Consider the following 721-nt stretch of genomic DNA (forward strand, 5'->3'; position numbering starts at 1 on the left):
GCTGCTGATCGCGGGCGGCACGGGCCTGGCCCCGCTGCTCGCGGTGCTCGACCAGGTCGCCGGCCGCCACGCCGCACGAGGGAGCGGGCCTCGTGTCGCGCTGTACCACGGGGCGCGGCATCCGTGGGGGTTCTATGCGAAGCCGGAACTCGAGCGCTACGCCGACGCATCGTGGCTGACCGTCACCTACGCGGTGTCGGACGACCCGTCGTTCCCGGGACGCCGCGGACTGATCGGCGACATCGCGGCCGCGGACGGTCCGTGGGACGACCGCCTGGCGATGGTCTGCGGCTCGCCGCGCATGGTCGATCACACCGCCGCCGTTCTGCGCCGGGCAGGGTTCGACGAGCACAGCATCCGCAGCGAGAAGTACGAAGACCCGTTCACCCAGCAACCCCGCACGACCGGCGATCCGGCAGCCTCCCCCGAACTCGTTCAGCCGGGCATCGCACGGGGAATCCAGTAGAGGGCAGAAGCGAAATGACCGCGACCGAATCCGTATCCATCACACCGGAGCTGCTCCGCGGAGTGTCCTTCGCGGAGGAGCGCCACGGCTACGCCCGCGCCGAGGTCCAGGCGCTGCTGGCAGGCGCGGCCGACGCCCTCGAAGTCGCGTGGCGCGACAACGAGGCGCTGACCGCCAGCGGCGTGACCACCGAGGAGGGCGAGATCTCGAGCCGCGCGGTGCTGCTGCTCAGCAGTGCCCAGCGCATCGCCGACG

General features: G+C 71.7%; 1 protein-coding gene and 1 pseudogene. Both read left to right on the plus strand.

Going from position 1 to position 721, the window contains the following annotated elements; translation table 11 throughout:
• Window positions 1–466, plus strand: a pseudogene (locus B1729_RS19555) (oxidoreductase); the annotation flags it as partial.
• A gap of 14 nt (window positions 467–480) precedes the next feature.
• Window positions 481–721: hypothetical protein (locus tag B1729_RS19560; protein WP_163634484.1), on the plus strand; the 241-nt coding region annotated here is incomplete at its 3' end.

This window comes from Microbacterium sp. B35-04 (genome assembly GCF_010634885.1).
GTDB lineage: Bacteria > Actinomycetota > Actinomycetes > Actinomycetales > Microbacteriaceae > Microbacterium.